The sequence below is a fragment of the Streptomyces sp. NPDC127068 genome (assembly GCF_042724695.1).
Lineage (GTDB): Bacteria > Actinomycetota > Actinomycetes > Streptomycetales > Streptomycetaceae > Streptomyces.
This window is the reverse complement of sequence record NZ_JBHXEN010000005.1, coordinates 178,107-197,252: the sequence shown is the minus strand read 5'-3', so window position 1 is coordinate 197,252 and position 19,146 is coordinate 178,107. Positions and strand designations below refer to the sequence as shown.

General features: G+C 72.1%; 1 protein-coding gene. It reads left to right on the top strand.

Translation table 11 applies throughout. The features are described 5' to 3' along the window. Positions 1-19,119 (top strand): non-ribosomal peptide synthase/polyketide synthase (locus ACFWIA_RS04980; RefSeq protein WP_387000473.1); only part of this gene is annotated, 19,119 nt, incomplete at its 5' end. Between the last annotated feature and the right edge of the window lie 27 nt (positions 19,120-19,146).

Genomic DNA, 19,146 nt, shown 5'->3' with positions numbered 1-19,146 from the left:
GTGGCGCGTGAGCGTGGGTTGACGTTGAACTCGGTGGTGCAGGGTGTGTGGGGTGTGTTGGTGGGGGTGTTGACGGGTCGGTCGGATGTGGTGTTCGGGGCGGTGGTTGCGGGTCGTCCGGCTGAGTTGGTGGGTGTGGAGCGGATGTTGGGGTTGTTCATCAATACGGTTCCGGTGCGGGTGGTGGTGGATCCGTATCGGTCGGTGGAGGGGTTCTTGGGGGAGTTGCAGGAGCGGCAGGCCGGGGTGTTGGAGCATCAGCATTTGGGGTTGGCGGAGATCCAGCGGGTGGTGGGTCAGGGGGAGTTGTTCGACACGCTCCTCGTCTACCAGAACTACCCCGTGCCCGCTCAGGGCGACCTCGCCCCCTCCGAAGGGCTCCAGATCACCGGATCGTCCAGCTCGGACACCGCCCACTACCCCCTGATCCTCGGTGTCGTCCCGGGCGAGCACATGGAACTCCGCCTCGACTACCACCGCGACCGCTTCGACGCCGAGACGGTGCAGGCGTTGGGCGACCGGATGGTCCGGCTCCTGGAACAGATAGCCGAGGACCCCACCCGATCGCTCGCGCAGCTGGACGTCCTCGACCCGGCCGAGCGGACCCGGCTGACCGAGTGGAACGACACCTTCGACGAGAATCCGCGCGACACCGTCCCCGAGCTGTTCACGGCCCAGGTCGCCCGGACCCCGTACGCGGTCGCGGTGACCGGGGCCGACGGGGACGGTCTCACCTACGCCGAGTTGGACGCCCTCTCCGATCGCGTGGCGGGTGGGCTGGCGGGCCGCGGCGTGGGCTCGGACGGTCGGGTGGGTGTGGTGATGGACCGCTCGCCCGAGCTGGTGGCGGTGCTCCTGGGCGTACTGAAGTCGGGTGCGGCGTACGTGCCGTTGGACGCGGGGCACCCGGTGGAGCGGTTGCGTGGTGTGGTGTCCGAGTCCGGGGTGTCGGTCGTCGTGGCGGACCGGGTGCTGGAGGGGCTGGAAACCGTCTCGGTGACGGAACTCCTCGATGCCGCCCCGCTCACCACGGCGCCCGTGGTGTCTCCGGATGCGCTGGCGTATGTGATGTACACGTCCGGTTCGACGGGTCGGCCCAAGGGTGTGGCCGTGACTCATCGTAATGTTGCGGCGTTCGTGGCGGATCGGGCGTGGCGTGATGATGTGGTGGAGCGGGTGTTGGTGCAGGCCAACCATGCTTTCGATGCGTCGACGTACGAGCTGTGGGTGCCGTTGGCTCGTGGCGGTCAGTTGGTCGTGGCGCCCTCCGGTGATCTGGATGCGGCTGAGCGCGGTCGGTTGATCGCGGAGTACAAGGTCACCAACGTCCATGCGACTGCTGGTCTGTTCCGGGTGTTGGCGGAGGAGTCGCCGGAGATCTTCGCCGGGGTGCGTGAGGTGTCGACGGGCGGTGATGTGGTTTCCGCGTCCGCGATCCGTGCGCTCCTCGATGCGCACCCTGATCTGGTCGTGCGGACGACGTACGGGCCGACCGAGACGACGGCGTTCACGACGCAGATTCCGTACCGTGCGGGCGACGAGGTTCCGGCGAACGTGCCGATCGGTCGGCCGATGGACAACAGTCGGGCGTACGTCCTGGACGAGTTCCTGCGTCCGGTCCCGCCCGGTGTGACGGGTGAGCTGTATCTATCGGGTGCCGGACTCGCTCGCGGTTACGACGGTCGTCCGGGTTTGACCGCTGAGCGTTTCGTGGCCTCGCCGTTCGGCGGTGGGCGCATGTACCGCACGGGCGACCTGGCCCGTTGGACGGCCGACGGCGAGTTGCTGTTCGCGGGCCGCGCCGATGATCAGGTGAAGATCCGGGGGTTCCGGATCGAGCCGGGTGAGGTGGAGTCGGTCCTTGCCGCGCACGAGTCGGTGGGGCAAGCCGCGGTGATCGTGCGGGAGGACCAGCCGGGCGCCAAGCGACTCGTCGCGTACGTGGTCGCCGCGGGCGACTCGCTCGACACGGAGGCGCTCCGCGAGGTCGTCGCGGGCAAGTTGCCGGAGTACATGGTGCCGTCCGCGGTCATCGCCCTCGACACCCTTCCCGTCACGGTGAACGGCAAGCTCGACCGGGCCGCCCTCCCCGCGCCGGAAGCCAGGTCCTCGGTCAGCCGGGGGCCCGCGACTCCGTTGGAGGAGGTGTTGTGCGGGCTGTACGGCGAGGTGCTGGGCCTGGAGTGGGTGGGCGCGGAGGACTCGTTCTTCGACATCGGCGGTGACTCGCTGCTCGCCATGCGGCTGATCCCCCGCATCCGCGCGGTGCTCAACGCCGAGGTCAGCATCCGTGAGCTGTTCGGCTCCCCTTCGCCGGCCGAGATGGCACGGTTGGTGGCCGAGCACCAGGGGCAGGTGCGGGCACCGCTCGCCGCCCGGGAACGCCCCGAGGTGCTGCCGCTGTCGTACGGGCAGCAGCGGATGTGGTTCCTCAACCAGTTGGAGGAGGCGGGCGCGGGGGCCGGGTACAACATCTCGCTGGTGCTCCGGCTGGTCGGGGACCTCGACCTGCCGGCCCTGACGGCCGCGCTCGCCGACGTGGCCGATCGACACGAGTCGCTGCGGACGCTCTACACGGAGACCGAGGGCGTCCCCAGACAGGTCGTCGTCGACGGTCCGGACGGGCACCCCCCGGTCGAGGTCCGGGAGATCGCCGAGGAGGAGCTGCCCCGGGCGCTGGAGACCGGCACGGTACGGGGCTTCGACCTGGCACGCGAACTCCCATGGCGCGTGGAACTGCTCGCCCTGTCGCCCACCGACCACACCCTGCTGCTGGTGGCCCACCACATCGCCGTGGACGGCTGGTCCATGGGCGTGCTGGCCAGGGACGTCCAGGCCGCGTACGCGGCTCGACACGCGGGATCGGCCGTCAACTGGTCCCCGTTGCCGGTGCAGTACGCCGACTACGCGTTGTGGCAGCGGGAGACGCTGGGCGAGCTGGCCGACCCGGACAGCCTGATCAGCGCCCAGCTCGGCTACTGGCGGGACAACCTCGCCGGCATCCCCGAGGAACTGTCCCTCCCGGTCGACCGGCTCCGGCCCCCGGTGTCGTCCTTCGAAGGCGGTGCCCTGCCCCTCCGGATCGACGGGCACACGCACGCCCAGCTGGTGGAGGTGGCCCAGCAGGGCTCGGCCACCATGTTCATGGTGGCCCAGGCGGCGCTGGCGATGCTGCTCGTCCGCCTCGGCACCGGGACCGACATCCCGTTGGGCACCACGGTCGCCGGACGCGGCGACAGCGCGTTGGACGAGATGGCCGGGTTCTTCGTGAACACCCTGGTCCTACGGACGGACGCCAGTGGTGACCCCACCTTCACCGAATTGCTCTCCCGGGTCCGTGACGTCGACCTCGCCGCCTACAGCCACCAGGACCTGCCGTTCGAACGGCTCGTGGACGATCTCAACCCCGTGCGGTCGCTGTCCCGGAACCCGCTCTTCCAGATCATGCTGGTGCTCCAGAACATCCCCCGGACGGCCGCTCCCTGGGTCCTGCCGGGCCTGACCGTCACCCCGATGCAGGCGCGCGACACGGTCGACGCCCGGGTCGACCTCACCGTCAGCCTCACCGAGCACCGCGACGAGGAGGGCACTCCCGCCGGAATGGGCGGGGAGATCCACTACGCGAGGGACCTGTTCGACCACTCCACGGCCGAAGCGCTGGCCAACCGCCTGATGCGGGTCCTGGAGCAGGTCGCGGCGGACCCCGGGCTGCGCATCAGCGCCCTCGACGTGCTGGACGCCGACGAGGAGTGGAAGGTCGTCCAGGACTGGAACGACACCGACCACGAGATCCCGGACGACACGGTTCCCGGGCTGTTCGCGGCACAGGTGGCGCGGACCCCGGACGCCTTGGCCGTGGTGGGCGACGGCGTGCGGCTGACCTATGCCGAGCTGGACACCAGGTCGGACCGGGTGGCGGGCTGGCTAGCGAGCCGTGGTGTGGGCTCGGGCGGCCGGGTGGGCGTGGTGATGGACCGTTCGCCGGAGTTGGTGACGGTGTTGCTCGGCGTGCTGAAGTCGGGTGCGGCGTACGTGCCGTTGGACGCGGCACATCCGGTTGCTCGGCTGAACGGTGTGGTGTCCGAGGCCGGCGTTTCGGTGGTCGTCGCGGACCGGGTGCTGGAGGGGCTGGAGACGGTCCCGGTGGCCGATGCGCTGGAGGCCGCCCCGCTGGCCTCGGCGCCTGTGGTGTCTGCGGACGGGCTGGCGTACGTGATGTACACGTCCGGTTCGACGGGACGCCCGAAGGGTGTTGCGGTCACGCATCGTAATGTCGCGGCGTTCGTGGCGGACCGGGCGTGGCGTGACGATGTGGTGGAGCGGGTGCTGGTGCAGGCCAACCACGCCTTCGACGCGTCGACCTACGAGCTGTGGGTGCCGCTCGTGCGTGGCGGGCGCCTGGTACTGGTCCCGCCGGGCGAGGCCGATGCGGCCGAGCAGGCCCGGTTGATCGCCGAGCACGCGGTGACGAACGTGCACGTGACGGCGGGCCTGTTCCGGGTGTTGGCGGAGGAGTCCCCGGAGATCTTCGCGGGTGTGCGGGAGCTGGCGACGGGCGGTGACGTGGTGTCCTCGTCGGCGGTCCGCGCGGTCCTGGCGGCCCACCCGGACATGACGGTGGTGGCGAACTACGGCCCGACCGAGACGACGGCGTTCATCACGCGCCAGGTGTTCACCGCCCAGGACGCGGTCCCGGCGACCGTGCCGATCGGTCGGCCGATGGACAACAGTCAGGCGTACGTCCTGGACGAGTTCCTGCGCCCCGTCCCGCCCGGTGTGACGGGCGAGCTGTACCTCGCGGGCACCGGACTCGCCCGCGGCTACGACAGCCGCCCGGGACTCACCGCCGAACGCTTCATCGCCCACCCCTTCGCCGATACCGGCGGTCGGATGTACCGCACGGGCGACCTGGCCCGGTGGTCGGCGGGCGGCGAGCTGCTGTTCGGCGGGCGGGCGGACGACCAGGTGAAGATCCGGGGCTTCCGGATCGAGCCGGGCGAGGTGGAGGCGGCGCTGTCCGACCACGAGTCGGTCGGGCAGGTCGCGGTGATCGTCCGGGAGGACCAGCCGGGCACCAAGCGCTTGGTCGCCTACGTCGTCGCGGCCGGAGACCCGGTGGACGCGGTGGACTCCGAGGAACTGCGGGAGCACGCGGCCGGGCGGTTGCCGGAGTACATGGTGCCGTCGGTGTTCGTGACGTTGGACGCCCTGCCGGTGACGGTGAACGGGAAGTTGGACCGGGCGGCCCTGCCCGTGCCCGGGGTGGTGGTGTCGGCCGGTCGGGGTCCGGAGACCCCGGTGGAGGAGCTGCTGTGCGGTTTGTTCGGTGAGGTGTTGGGGTTGGAGCGGGTGGGGGCGGAGGATTCGTTCTTCGAGTTGGGTGGGGATTCGTTGTTGGCGATGCGGTTGATCGCTCGGGTGCGTGCGGTGTTGGAGGCGGAGGTGAGCATTGCGGCGTTGTTCGGTGCGCCGTCGGTGGCGGGGTTGGCGCGGTTGGTGGAGGCGGACCGCGGGGTGGTGCGGGCGCGGTTGGTCGCGGGGGAGCGTCCGGAGGTGCTGCCGCTGTCGTTCGGGCAGCAGCGGATGTGGTTCCTCAACCGGTTGGAGGAGGCCGGCGCCGGCGCCGCGTACAACATCTCCCTGGCACTGGGCCTGACCGGTGAACTCGACACCGCTGCTCTCCGAGCGGCACTGCACGACGTCGCGGACCGGCACGAGACCCTGCGCACGGTCTATCCCGCGACCGGCGGGGTGCCCCGGCAGCAGATCCTGGACGGTGCCGACGGCCGGACCGAGCTGATCACCCGGACCACGGGCCGCGATGACCTCCGCTCCGTGCTGGGTGAGTTGTCGCAGCGGTCCTTCAACCTGGGCCAGGACCTCCCCTGGCGCACGGACCTCCTGATCCTGACGGACACGGAAGCGGGCTCGGACGGCGACACGGGTCCCGGCGGCGAACGGCCCGATCCGGTCACCGGGCCCGGCGGTCCCGAGTCCGACTTCGACGCCGTCCTGCTCCTGACGGTGCATCACATAGCCGTCGACGGTGCGTCCATGGGCATCCTGGCCCGGGACTTCCAGGACGCCTACGCCGCGCGCCGCGTCACCGACGCCCCGTCCGTCCGACCTGCCCTGCCGGTGCAGTACGCCGACTACGCGTTGTGGCAGCGTGAGGTGCTGGGCGAGCTGGACGACCCGGACAGCCTGATCAGCGCCCAACTCGTGCACTGGCGGGAAGCGCTCGCGGAACTGCCCGAGGAACTGGCCCTCCCGGTCGACCGCACCAGGCCCCCGGCGCCGTCGTTCATCGGGGGTGAGGTGCCCGTGGACGTGGACGCCGACACGCACGCCCGACTGATCGCGGCGGCCCAGCGGGCCTCGGCGACGCCCTTCATGGCGGTCCAAGCGGCGTTGGCGATGCTACTGGTGCGGTTGGGCGCCGGGACCGACATCCCGGTCGGCACGGCGGTCGCGGGTCGTCCCGACAGCGTGCTGGAAGAGTTGGCCGGGTTCTTCGTGAACACCCTGGTCCTGCGGACGGACGCCAGCGGCGACCCGACGTTCCAGGAACTCCTGGCCCGGGTCCGCGATGCCGACCTCGCCGCCTACTCCCGCCAGGACGTGCCGTTCGAGCGGCTGGTGGAGGACCTGAACCCCGTCCGTTCGCTGTCCCGGCACCCCCTGTTCCAGATCATGCTCGCCGTGCAGAACGCTGGCGCCGGCGGTGACGCGGCCTGGGAGCTGCCCGGGCTGACGGCGCGGCCGATGCCCGCCGACGACCGGGTCGTCAGCCGGTTCGACCTGTCGATCGGACTGGACGAGATCCGCGACGAAGCGGGCACTCCCGCCGGAATGCGCGGCACGGTCCAGTACGCGACGGACCTGTTCGACCGGTCCACCGCGCGCGCCCTGGCCGATCGGCTGCGCAAGGTGCTGGAACAGGTGGCGGCCGATCCCGCACTCCGGGTCAGCGCCCTCGACGTGCTGGACGCCGACGAGGAGTGGAAGGTCGTCCAGGCATGGAACGACACCGACCACGAGATCCCGGTGGAGACGGTTCCCGCGCTCTTCGCCGTCCAGGTGGCACGGACCCCGGACGCGGCGGCGGTCGTGGGCGGGGACACCGCACTGACCTATCGCGAGCTGGACGCCCTGTCGGACCGGGTGGCGGGGTGGCTGGCCGCCCGTGAGCTGGGCGGGTCCGGTGACCGGGTGGGTGTGGTGATGGACCGTTCGCCGGAGTTGGTGGCGGTGTTGCTCGGTGTGCTGAAGTCGGGTGCGGCGTACGTGCCGTTGGACGCGGGGCATCCGGTGGAGCGGTTGCGTGGTGTGGTGTCCGAGGCCGGGGTGTCGGTGGTCGTGGCGGATCGGGTGTGGGAGGGGTTGGACACGGTCCCGGTGGCTGATGTGCTGACGGCCGCCCCGCTCACCACGGCGCCCGTGGTGTCTCCGGAATCGCTGGCGTACGTGATGTACACGTCCGGTTCGACGGGTCGGCCCAAGGGCGTGGCCGTGACCCATCGTAATGTCGCGGCGTTCGTGGCGGATCGGGCGTGGCGTGATGATGTGGTGGAGCGGGTGTTGGTGCAGGCCAACCACGCTTTCGATGCGTCGACGTACGAGCTGTGGGTGCCGTTGTCCCGTGGCGGTCAGTTGGTCGTGGCGCCCTCCGGTGACTTGGACGCGGCTGAGCGCGGTCGGTTGATCGCCGCGCACGAGGTCACCAACGTCCATGCGACTGCTGGCTTGTTCCGGGTGTTGGCGGAGGAGTCCCCCGAGATCTTCGCCGGTGTCCGCGAGGTCTCGACGGGCGGTGACGTGGTCTCTGCGTCCGCGATCCGCGCCCTCCTCGATGCGCACCCCGATCTGGTCGTGCGGACGACGTACGGACCGACCGAGACGACGGCGTTCACGACGCAGATTCCGTACCGTGCGGGCGACGAGGTTCCGGCGAACGTGCCGATCGGTCGGCCGATGGACAACACCCGCATCCTCGTCCTGGACGAGTTCCTGCGCCCGGTCCCGCCCGGTGTGACGGGCGAGCTGTACCTGTCGGGCGCCGGACTCGCCCGCGGTTACGACGACCGTCCCGCACTCACCGCCGAACGTTTCGTCGCCTCGCCCTACGGCGGGCGGATGTACCGCACGGGCGACCTGGCCCGCTGGACGGCCGGCGGTGAGCTGCTGTTCGCGGGTCGCGCCGACGACCAGGTGAAGGTCCGGGGGTTCCGGGTCGAGCCGGGCGAGGTGGAGGCGGTGCTCGCCGGCCACGAGTCGGTGGCGCAGGTGGCGGTGATCGTCCGGGAGGACCAGCCGGGCACCCAGCGGCTGGTGGCGTACGTGGTGGCGGCGGGCGGCACGCTGGATGCGGAGGCGCTGCGCGAACTCGTCGCGGGCAAGCTGCCGGAGTACATGGTGCCGTCCGCGGTGATGGCGCTCGACACCCTGCCGGTGACCGTGAACGGGAAGTTGGACCGGGCGGCCCTGCCCGTGCCCGAAGCCAGGGCCTCGGTCAGCCGGGGGCCCGCGACCCCGTTGGAAGAGGTGCTGTGCGGTTTGTTCGGTGAGGTGTTGGGGTTGGAGCGGGTGGGGGCGGAGGATTCGTTCTTCGAGTTGGGTGGGGATTCGTTGTTGGCGATGCGGTTGATCGCCCGGGTGCGTGCGGTGTTGGAGGCGGAGGTGAGCATCGCGGCGTTGTTCGGTGCGCCGTCGGTGGCGGGGTTGGCGCGGTTGGTGGAGGCGGACCGCGGGGTGGTGCGGGCGCGGTTGGTCGCGGGGGAGCGCCCCGAGGTGCTGCCGCTGTCGTACGGGCAGCAGCGGATGTGGTTCCTCAACCGGTTGGAGGAGGCCGGCGCCGGCGCCGCGTACAGCATTTCGCTGCCGGTCCGGCTGGTGGGTGACCTGGACCTCGCGGCGTTCGAGGCGGCGCTCGGCGATGTCGCCGAGCGGCACGAGACCCTGCGCACGGTCTTCCCCGACACGGAGGGCGTGCCCAGGCAACAGGTCCTGGAGGGCCCGGCGGCCCGACCGGTGCCGATCGTCCGGGCGGCGACCTCCGCGCAGGTGCCGGAGCTGCTCGCCGCGGCGACGGGCCGCCCCTTCGACCTGGCCTCCGACCTGCCGTGGCGGATCGAACTCCTGGAGATCTCCCCGACCGAACGCGTCCTCGTGGTGGTGGCGCACCACATCGCGGTCGACGGCTGGTCCATGAGCGTGCTCGCCCGCGACCTGTGGACCGCGTACGCGGCCCGTGCGGGTGGCGCCGCCCCCGACTGGGTGCCGTTGCCGGTGCAGTACGCCGACTACGCCCTGTGGCAGCGTGAGGTGTTGGGCGAGCTGGACGATCCGGACAGCCTGATCAGCGCCCAACTCGCGCACTGGCGTGAGGCGTTGGCGGACCTTCCGGCCGAGCTGGCGCTGCCGACGGACCGGCCGCGGCCGACGGCTGCCTCCTTCGAGGGCCGGGCGGTCCGGGTGCAGGTCGGTGCCGAGACGCACGCGGCGCTGGTCAAGGCAGCCGAGCGGGGTTCCGCCACGGTGTTCATGGTGGTGCAGGCCGCCCTCGCGGTGCTGCTGAGCCGGGTCGGCGCGGGCACGGACGTCCCCGTCGGGACGGCGGTCGCCGGGCGTGGGGACACCTCGCTGGACGACCTGGCCGGGTTCTTCGTCAACACGTTGGTGCTGCGCACGGACGTCAGCGGTGATCCGACCTTCGAGGAACTGTTGGCGCGGGTGCGCAACGCGGACCTGGCGGCCTACGGGCACCAGGACGTGCCGTTCGAGCGGCTGGTGGACGAGCTGAACCCGGCCAGGTCGCTGGCCCGGCACCCGCTGTTCCAGGTGATGCTGGTCCTCCAGAACGTGCCGCGTTCCCAGTCGTCGCCCTGGGAGGTGCCGGGGCTGGCGGTGGAGCCGGTGCCCGTGGACGAGAACGTCGCCGCCCGGTTCGACCTGTCGGTCAGCCTCTCCGAGCAGCGGGACGAACAGGGCACCCCGCTCGGTCTCGTCGGCAGCCTCCAGTACGCGACGGACCTGTTCGACGAGTCCACCGTGCAGGCCCTCGCGGGCCGGCTGGTCCGGGTGCTGGAACAGTTCGCCGCCGACCCCGCCGTGCGCCTCAGCCGGATCGAGGTCCTGGAGGACGCCGAGCGGGCGCAGGTCGTCACCGACTGGAACGACTCCGCGCGCACCGCGCCCCCCGCGACGCTGCCGGAGCTGTTCCGGGCGCAGGTCGCGCGGACGCCCGACGCGCCCGCCGTGATCGGGGAGACCGAGCTCAGCTACGCGGAGCTGGACCGGCGGACCAACCGGATCGCGCACTGGTTGAACGCCCGGGGCATCGGCCCGGAAGACCGGGTCGGCGTGCTGATGGAACGCTCCCCGGACCTGGTCACCGTGCTGCTCGGCGTGCTGAAGTCGGGTGCGGCGTACCTGCCGATGGACCCGGCGTACCCGGCCGAACGCATCGGTTTCGTCCTCGCCGACGCCTCGCCCGCGCTGGTGCTGTGCACCAGCGGCACCGCGGGACTGCTGGCCGAGGCCGCCGAGGACGCAGAACGCGTGGTGTGGGACGAGGACGCGACGTTCGCCCAGGTCGCCGGGGCCCCGGCGAGCGCCCCGCAGGTCGCACTGCGCCCCGGGCACCCCGCGTACGTGATCCACACCTCCGGGTCGACGGGCACCCCCAAGGGCGTGGAGGTCACCCACCAGGGGGTCGCCAGCCTCTCCGGGAGCCAGATCGAACGGTTCGGGGTGGGCGCGGGCTCCCGGGTGCTCCAGTTCGCGGCGCTCGGGTTCGACGCCTCGGTCTGGGAACTCGTCATGGCGTTGACGTCGGGTGCGGCCCTGGTGACCGCCCCCGCCGACCGGATGCCGCCGCTCGGGCCGCTGGCGGACCTGCTGGACGACTACGGGATCACCCACGTCACGCTGCCGCCCTCGGTGCTGGCCTCCGCGGACCGGCTGCCCGCGTCGCTGCGGACCGTCGTCGTCGCCGGTGAGGCGTGCCCGCCGGCCCTGGTCGACGCCTGGGCCCCGCAGGTGGACTTCATCAATGCGTACGGGCCGACCGAGACCACCGTCTGCGCCACCATGTCCACCCCGCTGGCCCCCGACCCGGACCGCACCTCGGTGCCCATCGGCACCCCGGTGTGGAACAGCAACTCTTACGTGCTGGACGACTTCCTGCGCCCGGTGCCGCCCGGTGTGACGGGCGAGCTGTACGTCACCGGGCCGGGTCTGGCCCGTGGTTACGTCGGTCGGGCGGGTTTGACGGCGGAGCGTTTCGTGGCGTCGCCGTTCGGTGGTGGGCGGATGTACCGGACGGGTGACCTGGCGCGGTGGACCCGGGACGGGGAGTTGGTGTTCGGGGGCCGCGCGGACGATCAGGTGAAGGTGCGCGGCTTCCGCATCGAGCCGGGCGAGATCGAAGCGGTGTTGGCCGCCCACGACGGTGTGGGTCAGGTGGCGGTGGTGGTGCGGGAGGACCAGCCGGAGGTGAAGCGGTTGGTGGCGTACGTGGTGCCGGTCGGGGAGCCGCTGGCCGACGGGGCGCTGCGGGAGCACGCGGCGGCGCGGCTGCCGGACCACATGGTGCCGTCGGCGTTCGTGGTGTTGGACGCGTTGCCGATGACGGTGAACGGGAAGCTGGACCGGGCCGCCCTGCCCGCCCCCGAGTTCGACGAGGGGGCGGGGCGTGAGCCGCGGACCCCGCTGGAGGAGGCGCTGTGCGGGCTGTTCGCCGGGGTCCTCGGGCACGAGCGGGTCAGTGCGGACCGTTCGTTCTTCGAGCTGGGCGGTGACTCGCTGCTGGCGATGCGACTGATCGCCAGCATCCGTTCCGAGCTGGCCGCGGAGGTGAGCGTACGCGACCTGTTCGGTGCGCCGACGGTGGAGGGGCTCGCCCGGCTGGTGGAGGAGGGGCAGGGCGTCGTCCGGGCGCAGTTGGTGGCGGGGGAGCGTCCGGAGGTGCTGCCGCTGTCGTACGGGCAGCAGCGCATGTGGTTCCTCAACCGGATGGAGCAGTCCGGGGCCGGCGCCGGCTACAACGTGCCGCTCGCCCTGGAACTCACCGGCGCACTCGACGTCGAGGCCCTGCGGTCCGCGCTGCACGACGTCGCCGAGCGGCACGAGACCCTGCGCACCGTCTTCCCCGAGACGGACGGCGTGCCCGCACAGCGCATCCTGCCCGCCGGGGGCACGGACCTGCCCGTGCGCAGCGTCGTCCCCGACGAACTGCACGCGACGGTGGACGGGGTGGCGCGCCACACCTTCGACCTCACCCGGGACCTGCCCTGGCGCACCGAGCTGCTGTCGCTGTCGGCGACCGAACACGTCCTGGTGCTGGTGGCGCACCACATCGCCGTCGACGGCTGGTCCATGGGCGTCCTCGCCGGTGACCTACGGGCCGCGTACGGGGCCCGCCTCGGTGGTGCGGCCCCCGACTGGGCGCCGCTGCCGGTGCAGTACGCCGACTACGCCCTGTGGCAGCGCGAGGTGCTGGGCGAGCTGGACGACCCGGACAGCATGATCAGCGCCCAGGTCGGCTACTGGCGCGAGGCGCTGGCCGGACTCCCCGAGGAACTGACGCTGCCGGCGGACCGCACCCGGCCCGCGACCTCCTCGCACCGGGGCGCCTCGGTGCCGGTGGAGGTTCCGGCGGCCGTGCACGCCCGGCTGGTGGAGGTGGCGCGGCAGACCTCGTCGACCATGTTCATGGTGGTCCAAGCCGCGTTGGCGATGCTGCTGGCCCGGCTGGGCGCCGGCCACGACATCCCGGTCGGCACGGCCGTCGCCGGTCGCGCGGACCGGGCGCTCGACCAACTGGCCGGGTTCTTCATCAACACGCTGGTCCTGCGCACCGATGTGAGCGGCGACCCGACGTTCGAAGAGGTCCTGGCGCGGGTGCGGAACACGGACCTGTCGGCCTACGGGCACCAGGACGTGCCGTTCGAGCGGCTGGTGGACGAGGTGAGCCCGGTGCGGTCGCTGGCCCGGCACCCGCTGTTCCAGGTCATGCTGGTGCTCCAGAACCTGCCGCAGGAGGGCTCGGGCTGGGACCTGCCCGACCTCGATGTGCGGCCCGTGCCGGCGGAGGAGTCCGTCGCCGCCCGGTTCGACCTGTCCTTCACCCTGGCGGAGGCCCGGGACGAGCAGGGCGCTCCGGCCGGGATCGCCGGAGGGCTCCTCTACGCCACCGACCTGTTCGACCCGGCCACGGCCGAGGCGATCGCCGCCCGGCTGGTCCGGGTGCTGGAACAGGTGGCCGCCGACCGGGGTCGGACCCTGAGCGGGCTGGAGGTCCTGGAGGACACCGAGCGGGAACGGGTCCTCACGGACTGGAACGACACCGCCCGCCCGGAGACCGGGACCACCCTCGGTGCGCTCTTCGCGGAGCAGGTCGCCCGGACCCCCGGGGCCACCGCCCTGGTCGATGCCGCCGGCGGCCCCGCGCTGACCTACGCCGAGCTGGACGCCCGCGCGGACCGGGTGGCGCGGTGGCTGCGGGACCGCGGCGTGACCGCGGAGCACCGGGTGGCCGTGCTGCTGGACCGGTCGGTGGAACTGCTGGTGGTGCTGCTCGGCGTGGTGAAGGCGGGCGCGGCCTACGTACCGCTCGACCCGGCGCATCCGGCCGAGCGGATCGCCCGCGTCCTCACCGGCGCCGTCCCCGAGCTCGTCCTCGGCGAAACGGGGTTGACGGATCGGCTCGCTGACGCGGACGTCGTCCCGGTGCTCTGGGACGACCCCGAGGTCATCGCGGAGGTCGCCCGGGCCACCGGGCCGGTCCCGGTGTCCGCCGCGGGCCCGGAATCGCCGGTGTACGTGATGTTCACCTCCGGCTCCACGGGCGAACCCAAGGGGATCGTCACCACCCACCGCGGGGTCACCGACCTGGTGCGCGACCGGAGTTGGGCGGTGGAGCCGGGCGACCGGGTGCTGCTGCACGCACCGCACGCCTTCGACGCGTCCACCTTCGAGATCTGGGTGCCCCTGGTGTCCGGCGGCACGGTCGTCGTCGCTCCGCCCGGTGCGGTCGACGGTCAGGCCCTGGGCCGGCTGGTCGGCGAGCACGCCCTGACGACCGTCCATGTCACCGCAGGGCTGTTCGGGGTGCTGGCCGATGCGTCACCCGAAGCGCTGACGGGCCTCACCGAGGTGCTGACCGGTGGCGACACCGTACCCGCCGGCTCGGTGGCCCGCATCCGGGAGACCCTGCCCGACCTGCGGATACGGCATCTGTACGGGCCGACGGAGGCAACCCTGTGCGCGACCGCCTTCCTCGTCGAGCCCGGCGCGGACGCCCCCGCCGTACTGCCCATCGGCAAGCCCCTGGACAACACCCGCGCGTACGTGCTGGACGGGTTCCTGAGCCCGGTGGCGCCGGGCGTCCTCGGCGAGCTGTACCTGGCCGGGCCCGGTCTGGCCCGTGGTTACGCGGGTCGGGCGGGTTTGACGGCGGAGCGTTTCGTGGCGTCGCCGTTCGGTGGTGGGCGGATGTACCGGACGGGTGACCTGGCGCGGTGGACCCGGGACGGGGAGTTGGTGTTCGGGGGCCGCGCGGACGATCAGGTGAAGGTGCGCGGCTTCCGCATCGAGCCGGGCGAGGTGGAGGCCGCGCTCGCCGGACACGCGGGCGTGGGTCAGGTGGCGGTGGTGGTGCGGGAGGACCAGCCGGAGGTGAAGCGGTTGGTGGCGTACGTGGTGCCGGCCGGGGAGCCGCTGGCCGACGGGGCGCTGCGGGAGCACGCCACGGAACGGTTGCCCGACTACATGGTGCCGTCGGCGTTCGTGGTGTTGGACGCGTTGCCGATGACGGTGAACGGGAAGCTGGACCGGGCCGCCCTGCCCGCCCCCGAGTTCGACACCGAAGGGGGCCGCGAACCGCGGACCCCGCTGGAGGAGGCGCTGTGCGGGCTGTTCGCCGGCATCCTCGGGCACGAACGGGCCAGTGCGGACCGTTCGTTCTTCGAGCTGGGCGGTGACTCGCTGCTGGCGATGCGACTGATCTCCGGCATCCGCTCCGAACTGGGTGCCGAAGTGAACATCCGTGACGTGTTCGGCGCGCCGACGGTGGAGGGGCTCGCCCGGCTGGTGGAGGAGGGGCAGGGCGTCGTCCGGGCCCAGTTGGTGGCGGGGGAGCGTCCGGAGGTGCTGCCGCTGTCGTACGGGCAGCAGCGCATGTGGTTCCTCAACCGGATCGAACAGTCGGGTGCCGGCGCCGGCTACAACGTGCCGCTCGCCCTCGGCATCACCGGCGCACTCGACGTGCCGGCACTCGAAGCGGCGCTCGGTGACCTCGCCGAGCGGCACGAGACCCTGCGCACCGTCTTCCCCTCCACGGACGGGGTGCCCCGACAGGAGGTCCGCGGGGACCGGCCGCCGCTCGACCGCCGGGAGAGCACCCCGGACGAGATCGACGGCGTGGTGGGCGAACTGATGGGCAAGGGCTTCGACCTCGGCACCGAACTGCCGTGGCGCACCGAGCTGGTGACCCTCTCGCCCACCGAACACGCCCTGGTCGTCGTCGCCCACCACGTCGCCGTGGACGGGGTGTCCATGGGCATCCTGGAACGGGACCTCCGAACGGCCTACCTGGCCCGGTCCGGCGGTGCGGCCCCCGACTGGGCGCCGCTGCCGGTGCAGTACGCCGACTACGCCCTGTGGCAGCGCGAGGTGCTGGGCGAGCTGACCGACCCGGACAGCCTGATCAGCGCCCAACTCGGCTACTGGCGCGAAGCACTCGCCGGACTCCCCGAGGAGCTGGTCCTCCCGACCGACCGGCCCCGGCCCGCGACCGCCTCCTTCCGCGGCGGACACGTTCCGTTCCGTCTCGACGCCGAGGCGCACGCCCGGCTGGTGGAGCTGGCCCGGCGCGGTTCGGCCACCATGTTCATGGTGATCCAGACCGCGCTGGCGGCCCTGCTGTCGCGGCTCGGTGCCGGCACCGACATTCCGCTGGGCACCGCGGTCGCCGGCCGCGGCGACAGCTCGCTCGACGATCTGGCCGGGTTCTTCGTCAACACGCTGGTCCTGCGCACCGATGTGAGCGGCGACCCGACGTTCGAGGACCTGCTGGCCCGGGTGCGCGACGCGGACCTGTCCGCCTACGCCCATCAGGACCTGCCGTTCGAGCGGCTCGTCGACGACCTCGACCACGCCCGCTCGCTCGCCCGGCAGCCGCTGTTCCAGATCATGTTGGCCGTGCACTCCGGTGGCCGCCCGGCGGTCGACGCCGGCGACGCCTGGAACGTGCCCGGTCTCGCGGTCCGGCAGTTGAGCCCGGACCACGAGGTCGCCGCCCGCTTCGACCTGTCGGTCACCCTCGGCGAACAGCGCGACGGGTCCGGGGCGCCGGACGGCATCGGCGGGGCCATCCAGTACGCCGCCGACCTGTTCGACGAGGACACGGCGCGGACCCTGTCCGAGCGTTTTTCCGCGGTGCTGCGGCAGATCGCCGACGACCCGCGGGTCCACCTCCGCGACCTCGACGTCATCGCGCCCGAGGAACGGCACACGGTGCTGGAACGGTGGAACGACACCACCGCGTCGCTGCCCGTCGCCACCCTGCCCGAGCTGTTCGAACAGCGGGCCGCGGACACCCCCGGGGCCCCGGCCGTCGTCTCCTACGACCTCACCCTCGACTACGGTCAGGTCGACGCGCTGTCCAACCGGGTCGCGCACTGGCTGATCGGGCGGGGCGTGGGTCCCGACGACCGGGTCGCCGTGGTGATGGACCGGTCGCCCGACCTGCTGGTGGTGCTCCTGGGCGTGGTGAAGGCGGGTGCCGCGTACGTGCCGGTCGACCCGTCGCACCCCGCCGACCGCAACGCCTTCGTCCTCGCCGACGCGGCGCCCGCCCTGGTGCTCTGCACCCGGGCCACCGCGAACCCCGACCCCGATACCGGTGCACCCGAACAGGTGGTGTGGGAGGACACCGTCGCGGACATGGCGGGCTACCCAGCGACCGCGCCGGGGGACCACGACCGGACGGCCCCGCTGCGGCCGGAACACCTCGCCTACGTGATGTACACCTCCGGTTCGACGGGCCGGCCCAAGGGCGTCGCGGTGACCCACCGCAACGTCGTCGGGTTCGCCACCGACCGCAGTTGGCGCGGGGACGTCCTGGAACGGGTCCTGGTGCACGCCAACCACGCCTTCGACGCGTCGACCTACGAGATCTGGGCGACCCTCGCCCACGGCGGGCGGCTGGTGCTGCTGCCGCCGGGCGACGCGGGCGCCGCCGAACGGGGCCGGCTGATCGCCGAGCACGGCATCACCAACGTGCACGCCACCGCCGGGCTGTTCCGGCTCCTCGCCGAGGAGTCCCCGCAGATCTTCGCCGGGGTCCGCGAGGTGTCGACGGGCGGCGACCTGGTGTCGTCCGCCGCGATCCGCACCCTGCTGGAGGCGCATCCCGATCTGGTCGTCCGCACCACCTACGGGCCGACCGAGACCACCGCGTTCACCACCCAGACGGCGTACACCCGTGCCGGTACCGTCCCGGCGAACGTGCCCATCGGGCGCCCCATGGACAACAGCCGGACCTACGTCCTGGACGAGTTCCTGCGCCCGGCGCCGCCCGGGGTGACCGGCGAACTGTACGTCGCCGGCGCCGGGTTGGCCCGCGGTTACGCCGGCCACTCGGGCCGTACGGCCGAACGGTTCGTCGCCTCGCCGTACGCCGGCGACGGCGCCCGCATGTACCGCACCGGTGACCTCGCGCGCTGGTCGGGCGAAGGCGAACTCGTCTTCGCGGGCCGCGCCGACGACCAGGTGAAGATCCGGGGCTTCCGGATCGAGCCGGGCGAGGTGGAGGCGGTGCTCGCCGAACACGCGTCGGTCGGGCAGGTCGCGGTGGTGGTCCGCCCCGACCGGCAGGGCTCCCCGCAACTGATCGCCTACGCCGTGCCCGCCGGCCCCGAACTGGACGGCGCGGCACTGCGGGAGTACGCCGCGGGCAAGCTGCCGGACTACATGGTGCCCTCGGCCGTGGTCGCCCTGGACGCCCTGCCCGTCACCGCCAACGGGAAGCTCGACCGCTTGGCCCTGCCCGACCCGGCGGCGGAGGACACCGACACCGGACGGGAGCCGCAGACCCTCGCGGAGGTGACGCTGAGCGGGCTGTTCGCCGCGACGCTGGGCCTGGACCGCGGGGTCGGCGCGGAGGAGTCGTTCTTCGACCTCGGCGGTGACTCCCTGCTGGCGATGCGGCTGGTGGAACGCGTCCGAGCGGCCTTCGGCACCGAGATCGGCGTCCGGGAACTGTTCGCCGGGCCCACCGTGGCGCAGCTCGCCCTGGCGCTCCAGGCGGACACCACCGCCGTCGACGACTACGCGGGGGTGCTGCCGCTGCGGACGGGCGGGGACCGGCCCCCGCTGTTCTGCCTGCATTCCGGAGGCGGCCTCGGCTGGCAATACGCGGCCCTGGCCGCCCACCTTCCCGCCGACCAGCCGGTCTACGCCGTACAGGCGCGGGGCCTCACCACGACGGAAATCCTGCCGGAAAGCCTGGAGGAAATGGCCGCCGACTACGTCGGACGGATTCGCTCCGTCCAACCGGACGGGCCCTATCATCTGATCGGATGGTCATTCGGCGGAGTGTTGGCGCACGCCGTCGCCACGGAACTCCAACGGCAGGGCGAATCCGTGGCCACCCTCGCCGTTCTCGATGGATATCCCCATCGGGAGATCGCCCAGACACAGGCGCCGGGAACGGAATTCGAGGCATTCGGGGAACTGCGTCCCGATGAGGGTCCCACCCAGCTCATCGACGGTGGAAAGGTGCCCGACGGGCGCGCTCCGGCCGCTACGGAGCTGGTCGACGGGGCGCACCCCGACGATTCGCTGCCGGCCGCACAACGGGTCGCGAACAACAACCTCCAGTTGCTGCGGGCCTTTACCCCGGAATCGTTCCGCGGGGACGTCCTCCTCTTCGTGGCCGCCCTGGGGCGTCCGGAAATGATGACGGCCGAGGCCGCCCCGGAAGCCTGGCACCCCTATGCGGACGGCGTCGAGGTGCACACCCTTGAGTGCGATCACCGGCAGCTCGTCACGGGGGAACCGGTGGCGGAGATCGCCCGGGTCATTTCGGTGCGGCTGGAGGACGGTCGATCGTGATACCTCGCCGAAACCCTCTCGTCCCTA